Annotated in this window: 3 protein-coding genes; 1 reads left to right on the top strand and 2 read right to left on the bottom strand. The window is 70.4% G+C overall.

Annotated features, from left to right (window positions below; genetic code table 11):
• Positions 1-258 (bottom strand): hypothetical protein (locus tag PSH25_RS13515; protein WP_238659430.1); only part of this gene is annotated, 258 nt, incomplete at its 3' end.
• Between the two features lie 154 nt (positions 259-412).
• Positions 413-6337 (bottom strand): RHS repeat domain-containing protein, encoded by a 5925-nt coding sequence (locus PSH25_RS33975; protein WP_238659429.1) that lies wholly within the window; start codon positions 6335-6337, stop codon positions 413-415.
• A gap of 505 nt (positions 6338-6842) precedes the next feature.
• Here PSH25_RS33975 and PSH25_RS13505 point away from each other — a divergent pair.
• A partial coding sequence (locus PSH25_RS13505) for an AfsR/SARP family transcriptional regulator (protein ID WP_238659428.1) occupies positions 6843-7628 on the top strand: 786 nt, incomplete at its 3' end.

Genomic DNA, 7628 nt, shown 5'->3' with positions numbered 1-7628 from the left:
GGCCACCCGGACCGGCAGGTCGCCGACCCGGACCGCGGCAGCGCCCCGGTCGATCTCGGCCCGCCCGGCACCGGGCCACACGACCGGCGGCACGGCGCGGGCGGCCAGCTTTCGTGAGACGTCCTCGCCCAGAGGCGCCACGGCCACGAGGGCACCGGGCCGGTCGGGTGCGGTGGCGGACTGGGCTGGTGACCCGAGGAACGGCAGCGCCGTGGCGACCAATGCCGCCACCAGCAGCCCCGTACGGACAACGCGCATGCCAACCTCCGCGACGACTGAGCCCGACCCGTCGTGATGACGGGTCGGGCTCAGCGTGCGAGATCGACGTACAGCACCCCGTACATCCCGGGGTACACCGCGAGAGAACTACCCAGATGCCCAGCCTAAATCCGGGCTCGCGGCGATGGAACTATCAGAATTCGAACTCGGCCTCCATGCCGAAGCCGAATCCGAAGCCCCATTCTCGACTCTGCCATCGGCTGCCTTTGTGCGGTCCGTCGTCCATGGGACCGCCCGAATTACAGCCACCGTTTATTACATGAAAGCAGGCCCGATAGTCCTCGTCGCCGCGCTTGCCGGCCGGGGTGTACCTCTCGCCCCAACTCACGTAGCCCGTGAGGCCGCCACCGTTGGCCACCTTGACCTTTCTGTCGTTGCCGCTCACGGTGACGCAGACGAGCACGCAGATTCCTGCGGAATAGGTGCTCTCCTTCTTGAGCGGGGGTGGGACCTTCCTCGCGTCGTCCGTCCGCTTGGCGCGCACCGTCCGCAGGTGATCGGCTTTTGCCTTGGCTTCTCTCTCCTTGGCTCGCGTCGCGGGACAGAACGGACTTCCGGTGATGCATAGCATCCTGTCCATCGGAAGCAGGGGGCCGGCCGTTCTGGGCTTTGCTGCCTTGGGCTTGTTCGCCACCGTGTCCCGCTTACAGGCCGCGTTGCAGGCTGGGCCCGATTTCTTCGGAGCCGCCTTCTTCGGAGCCGCCTTCTTTGGCGTGCTCTTTTTCGCCGTCGTTTTCGCCTTGGGCTTGGGCTTGTTCGCGGCGATGTCCCGCTTGCAGGCGGCGTTGCACGCCGGACCCGACTTCTTCGGAGCTGATTTCTTCGGAGCGGCCTTCTTCTTCGCCGGTGCCGGCTTCTTCGCCTTCGGCTTGGCCTTGCCGCCGCCGCTGTTGTCCGCCATCAGCTTCAACCCGTCCGGGTCGCTGAACGACGTCGGGTTGTTGCTGGAGTAGGCGTACCCGTGCATCTGCTGGGGATCGTCGATGTCGATGATTGGGTCGACCGAGATGAACCGGCCCGTGCCCGGCTCGTACTCCCGCGCGCCGAGATGGGTCAGCCAGGTGCCCGGGTCGATATTGCCGCCGACGAAGCCCCGCTCCCCCGGCCAGGTGCCGGTGCCACCCCTCGCCGTGCCGTATGGGGTGAGCAGCCGTCGGGTCACCGCCATGGTGGACGAGTCGATGGCTAGCTCACCGGTGCCGTGGTGGTCGGACGTCAGCCAGGAGACCTGGCCGCCCTTGCGCATGGCCACCGGCTGGCCCTGGTAGGCGTAGTAGCGGGTAGCGGTCGCCGTTCCGCTGGCCGGTTGGTGCACCTCCGTATGCCCCAGGTAGAGCGTGGCACCGGTGGCGTCGCGGCGCAGCAGCCGGTTGCCGTCGGCGTCGTAGATGAACGAGGCGCTCTTCCCGTTCTCGGTGATGGTCGAGACGTGGCCCTCAGCGTCCCAGTTCAGGACCTGAGCCGCGCCGTTGACCGTCCGGCCGGTGGTGTTGCCGTCGGCGTCGTAGCTGTAGCTGTCGGTCCTGGTCCCGGTGGGGCCGGTGGTCCGCACCGAGGTCAGGGTGTGTGGTTGGGCCGCTCCGGCGGCCGGGTAGGTGTAGCTGGCGGTGGTGTCCCCGGCGCTCGCGTGCCGGACCTCGCTCAGCCGGTTGCCGACCTTGTCGAAGGTCCAGCTGTGCCAGTACGCCGCAGGGCCACCGAGCGCCGCCGTGCCGCGCGCCGCCGCGCAGTCGCCGCCGCCCGGGGTCCACGCCTCGGTCAACCGCCGCAACTGGTCGTACGCGAAGCACTGGGTGTCGTTGGTGACGGTGTCGCCGACGCGCAGGAGGTTGCCGGCCGGATCGTAGGAGTAGGTGGCGTCGGAGACCGGGATGGTGCCCGGTGCCTGGGTCTGTGCGCGAGTCAGCCGCCCGGTCGCATCGTCGTAGCCGAAGTCCCGGGTGACTTGCTTGCCGGTCGCACCGAGCACGAACCGGCCCAGCTCGCCGGTGTTGCTGTAGCCGGTGCTGGCGACATAGGTGTTGCCGGTGGACGCCAGCGAACTGGGCAGACCGAGCGGCGTGTAGAAGGACTTGACCGTCTCGGAGGCGAGGTCACCGGCGGCAGGCAGGTTGGTGTCGGTCACCTGACCGGCGGCGTTGTAACGGACCGTGGTGTCGTACGAGCGGGCCAGGCCGCCCTCGGTCGCCGGGATGACCACAGATGCGCCGGTGGCCTGACCCGTCGCCTCGTATCCCAGCACCCGGTTCTCGTAGACGGCGGAGCCGACGTACCGCTTCGAGGCGGTGGCCAGCCCCTTGCCGCCGGGCAGGCTGTCGTACGTCCACTCGGCCAGTTTCGGCCCGGTGGACGAGTCCTCGTGCACCGCTTTCTGCCGACCCAGCTCGTCGTAAACGGTGACCACCGTGCGGTTCCGACCGTCGGTGGTGCTGACCGGTCGGTCGGCCTCGTCGTAGGCGACTCGGTGGGTGCCGGCGTCCGGGTCCTCGCTACGGATCTTGCGACCGCGCAGGTCGTAGAAGTGTCGCCAGATGTTGCCGGCCGAATCGGTGACGGTGCTGAGCCGGCCGGCCCGGTCGTAGCCGTAGCGGGTGCTGTCGTAGCCACTGGTGATGCCCGCGGTGTGCTGGCGCAGTTCGACGGTCCGGTCGTGCGCGTCGAGGACCGTCGTGGTGGCGGTCTCCCCGGTCGGCGGGGTGACCGACACCCGGTCACCGCCGTACGTGGTGCTGGTCCGCCACTTCTCCACGTTGCGGCCGTAGAGGATCTCCGCGGTCTCCCGGCCGGCCCCGTCGTAGACCGTCCGGGTCTGCGACGGCACCGCCGTGTCGGCCACCGCGACAAGCGCCTTTGCCGGCAGGCCGGTGACGTAGTAGTCGGCGTTCTCCTTCCAGTCACGCCCGTGCGAGTCGTAGAAGGTGTCGGTGACGATCCGCCCGGAGGTGTTCGGTGACTGCTCCTGGGTCTGCCGCTCGCGCAGAAGCCCGTCGAGCAGCTGGTATGACGTGGCGTACGCGGTTCCGGTGCCGAGCAGGGTCCGGGTGCCGACTACGGTGGGGGCCGTGCGGCGGACGTCGTAGGTGTACTCCAGGTTCGGCGTCGTCGTCGCCTTCGCCCGGCCAGGCTGCCACACCTTGGTCAACCGGCCCAGCGGGTCGTAGCCGAGGTCGGTCTGCCGACCGTTGGCGTCGACCACGGTGAGCGTGTCCCCGGTCAGCGGAGCGAGGGTGGTGGTCGAGGTGTGCCCCAGCGCGTTGGTGGCCGTGACCGATGTGACCGGGCCACCGAGGTTCGGCGTGTACGCGGTAGTGCTGATGTGACCGAGCGGATCGGTGGCCGAGGTCGCCCGGCCGTGACTGTCCACCACGGCACTGCCGACGGTCTGCCAGACCGGCCCGTTCGACCAGTCCTTGGCCTCCTCGGACTTCGTCACGTCGCCCCGGGTCGGAGCGGTGCCCCACACCGTTGCCCCGTCGTAGTAGATCCGCTCGTCACTGAGCAGGTCCGCCGGGTAGTTCGGTGTGGCGCCGCAGGGCACCAGCACGGTGGTACTGCGCGATTCGGCGTCGATGATCCAGTCGGTGAGGTTCTTCGCGTACGTGGTCGTGGTGCACTGGTCGTCGTCGGCGACCGCGATGTCGCCCCGATCGTGCACCTCGATGGGCAGCCCGTCGTCGTCGTAGCGGTACAGCACCTCGGTGGTCCGGCTGCCACCGGCGGCCAGGGTCTCGGTGCTGCGTTCCGAGCGCTCGGCGGTCACCCAGGCGGCCAGACTCGTGCCCGTCGACCGGGGCCGGGTGGCGGTGTTCCTGATCTCCAGGGGTTCACTCACCGAACGGGAGACCAGGGCGCCTCCGACGCCGTTGTAGACCGAGGTCTCCCGAGCGAAGCCACGCCGGATGTCCAGGTCGTCCAACCCATCCACCTGGACCGACTTGCTGCCGCCGGCGGGCGTCGCACGGTCGCCGTGCATGCCGCGCAGAAACACGTGCTCGCTGACCGTGTGCGGCGCGTCCGTGCCGTTGCCGCTGATCTCCCGGACCTTCTGGAAGCCCCGCCACTGCCCCCAGGTCTTGAACCGCTCCGGGGTCAGCTCGCCGTCGTCGAAGTGCCAGGCGCCGTCGGTGCCGTACTCGTAGCGGGTCACCTCCGGTATGCCGCCGCCGACCAGGTCGGTCTCGACCGTCTCGGTGACCACGTACTTCTGGAACCAGTCGATCGTCGGGGTTTCGAACTCCTGGGCGTAGTAGCCCGGGAAGCAGCGTGACGTGTTGGATTGCGCCGCCGGCAGGGCCGTCCGGACGCAGCCGGTGGGTGCGTACTTGACCAGGATCTGGCCCCCGGTCTCGTTGTTCACCGTGCCGACCCGGAACTTGTTCATCGCCGGCTGGGTGTCCAGGCCGTCGACCCGGTTGGGCGTGCCCTCGCCCTCGGCGGTGGTCGCCGGGTCGAAGTCGATCAACGGCAGGGTGGCGCTGCCGCCGACATGTCCGCTCTGGGCGATCGACTCCAGCCAGAGGGAGGCGCTGGAATCGTCCTTGGGGTCGGGGAAGGTGTGGTTCAGGTTCCACGACTCGACGTCCTGGTAGCCGCCGTGGTTGACCTGGGTGGTCACCTTCGCCAACCGCTTCGTTCCCCAGAAGGTCGGTGCCGGCTGCGGGCAGGTCCCGCCGGAGCAGGACTGGTCCAGGGGTACGTCCGGGAAGTCCGCCGGTTGGCCGGCCTGGCAGGCCGAGCCGGGCAGGCAGCGGGGCGCGGTGGTGAAGAGTACCCGGGCGCTCGCCGGGACGGTGTAGACGCTCGACGCGCGCAGCCCGTACTCGATGCGGTTGAGGTAGCCGGCGCGTACGTACGGCGTCGGCGCGGTCGGGGTCTTGTTCCGCCCGTACTGGTTGATTTCCCGGTCGTAGTAGTACGCCATCGCGTCGCCGTGCGGGTCGACCACGTAGTCGAGGTTCCACCGGTACGCCTGCTGGCACCACGACTCGGCGAACGTCGCGCCGTGGCAGGGTTCGTTCGCCTCGTTGCCGAAGACCGGCACCGTGTAGGTGGAGTTGGTCTCGCCGCGACCCGAGGACCAGCCGGGCAGCCGGTTCAGGCCGAAGAAGTACTGCGTACCGTCCTGGGCGGTCAGCTTCCAGTGCTCACCTCGGTCGTTCGGGGTGGCCGAGCCCTCGTCGCCGTTGACGGCACCGGTCAGCCGCTCGATCCGCCAGCCGTCGTCCTCCTCGGCACGCCAGACGCCGGTGGACTGGTCGCGGACCAGTTCACCGGAGACACCCGGCAGCGACACCACCGCGTTCTCCGTCTCCCAGCACTGGTCGTTGACCCCGGTCTGCCCGTCCTCGGCGCACGCCTTGTAGGACCGCTCGATGAAGCCCGGCTGCAGGTCGAAGCCCTCGCCGATCCAGGAGGGCTGGTTGTTGGTGGAGGCGGTCTTGCCGTCCACCGCTCCCGACGAGTAGTTCAGGCCGAGGTCCGGCTCGATGCCCGGCACCGACGGCACCTGCATCGGGTACGACCAGTTGAAGTCGCCGGACTGCAGGCCCACCTGCCAGGTCGCCGACGGCGCCAGCGAGGTGGGTCCGTAGCTGCCGGTCGAGCCCGCCGCGCCGGCGGTCACCGCGTAGAGGCCGTCGGAGACCTGGGCGCTGAGGGTGCCCGCCCGGGCGTTGTTGCGAGTCGCCACCGATTGCGCCCGCCCGCACCCGACTCCCTCGGTGGCGGCGCACTCCGGCACCCGGACCAGGCGCAGCCGAGCGCCGTAGTCACCGCCGAATGCGCTGCGGAAGCCGGAATAGTCCACGCTGACGCCGAGGTCACGCGTCTTCTGATCAGTGCGGCTGAGGCGGAGCAGCAGACCTGCCGGTCCTCGCCGGGCGGCGGCGGCGCGGTCCAGCACCTCCACCCGTACCGGGCTGTCCGCGGCTACCGAGACCGGCGATTCTCCGGCCCGGCGCAGGTTCGGCGCGGCTGACGCCCGGTCCGCCCCGGCCGGGACGCGCTCCGCCCGCGGTGCCGGGTTCACCACCGCGACCTCGGCCTTCGGCCAGGTCACGCTGGGCGCCTTGGTGACCAGCGGAGTACGGTCGACGGGGCGGGGTCGGGTCGGCACCGCGCTGGTGGGTACCGCGTCCCCGGCCGGGCGGAACGGGGCCGCCGAGGCCGGTTTCGGTGGCGAAAGCGGTGCCACCGCGCTCCCGGGCACGGCCACCACCACCGCTAGTAGCAGCAGGATCCCGCGACGTAGACGTCCGGGTCTCGATCGAGCGGTCACGATGACTCCAAAGTGACGAGTTGGCCGACGGTCGGCACGCTGGAACGCTCGCCGACCGCCGTACGACGGCCCGTACACGTGGCCGTACTCGTGGTGCCCGTGGCTGGCCGCGCCGCCAGCTCGGCGCGCTGGGAGCCGCGTGGCGGCGGCGTTCGGGTCTGTTCCGCACTGCCCGGCGCGGTGACCGACGAACACATCGCACTGAGACTGGGCCCAGCGATCTCCGGCGTGGGTGTGAGGCGGCAGTCCGTCGCCTCGCGGCCGGAAGGCACGGGGTGGGTGGGTCATGGGTCTGTCGGTCGAGTTGCTCGGCACGATGCGGGTGAGTGTCGATGGCGAACCGGTGGGACTGCCGTCCGGGCGGCAACGTTCCCTGCTGGCCCTGCTGCTGCTGGACGGGGAGCGGATGGTCAGCCGGGACCGGGTGATGGCGGAGTTGTGGCCGAGCGCCCCGCCGCAGTCCGCCGCGGTGAACCTGCGGACCTACGCGTGGGGGCTGCGGAGCTGGCTGGCCCGGGTCACCGGCACCGGCGCGGGCGGTCAGCTGGTCCGTAACGGAGCCGGGTGGGCGCTGCGGCTGGTGGACGACACGCCGCTGGCGCTCGACGTGGTGACCTTCGAGTGGGACGTGACCGCCGGCGTTCGGGCACTTGCCGATGCCGACCTGGTGTCCGCGGCACGGCATCTGCACCGGGCGACGCAGGCCTACCGGGGCGCTCCACTGCTGAACGTGCCGCAGGGGCCGGTCCTGTCCGGCTGGGCGGTACTGCTGCACAACCGGTGGGTGGAGGCGACCGAGGGGTACGCCGAGGCCCTGCTGCGAACCGGGCGGTTCGGCGCGGTCCGGGAGCTGCTCCAGGGTTTCGTGGGGCAGCACCCGGGCCGGGAGCGGGCCTGGGGCCAGCTGATGACCGCCTGTGCTCGCGGCGGGGACACCGCCGGTGCGGTCGCGACCTACCGGGCGGCCCGGACGGCGCTGGTCGAGGGGTTCGGCGTGGAGCCGAGCGCCGACCTGACCGCCCTGTTCCGGGCGGTGCTGCGACGCGAGCCGGCGATGACCCCGCCGCCCGAG

The sequence above is a fragment of the Micromonospora foliorum genome, from assembly GCF_022229015.1.
Classification (GTDB): Bacteria; Actinomycetota; Actinomycetes; order Mycobacteriales; family Micromonosporaceae; genus Micromonospora; species Micromonospora foliorum.
This window is presented reverse-complemented; position numbering and strand designations above follow the sequence as displayed.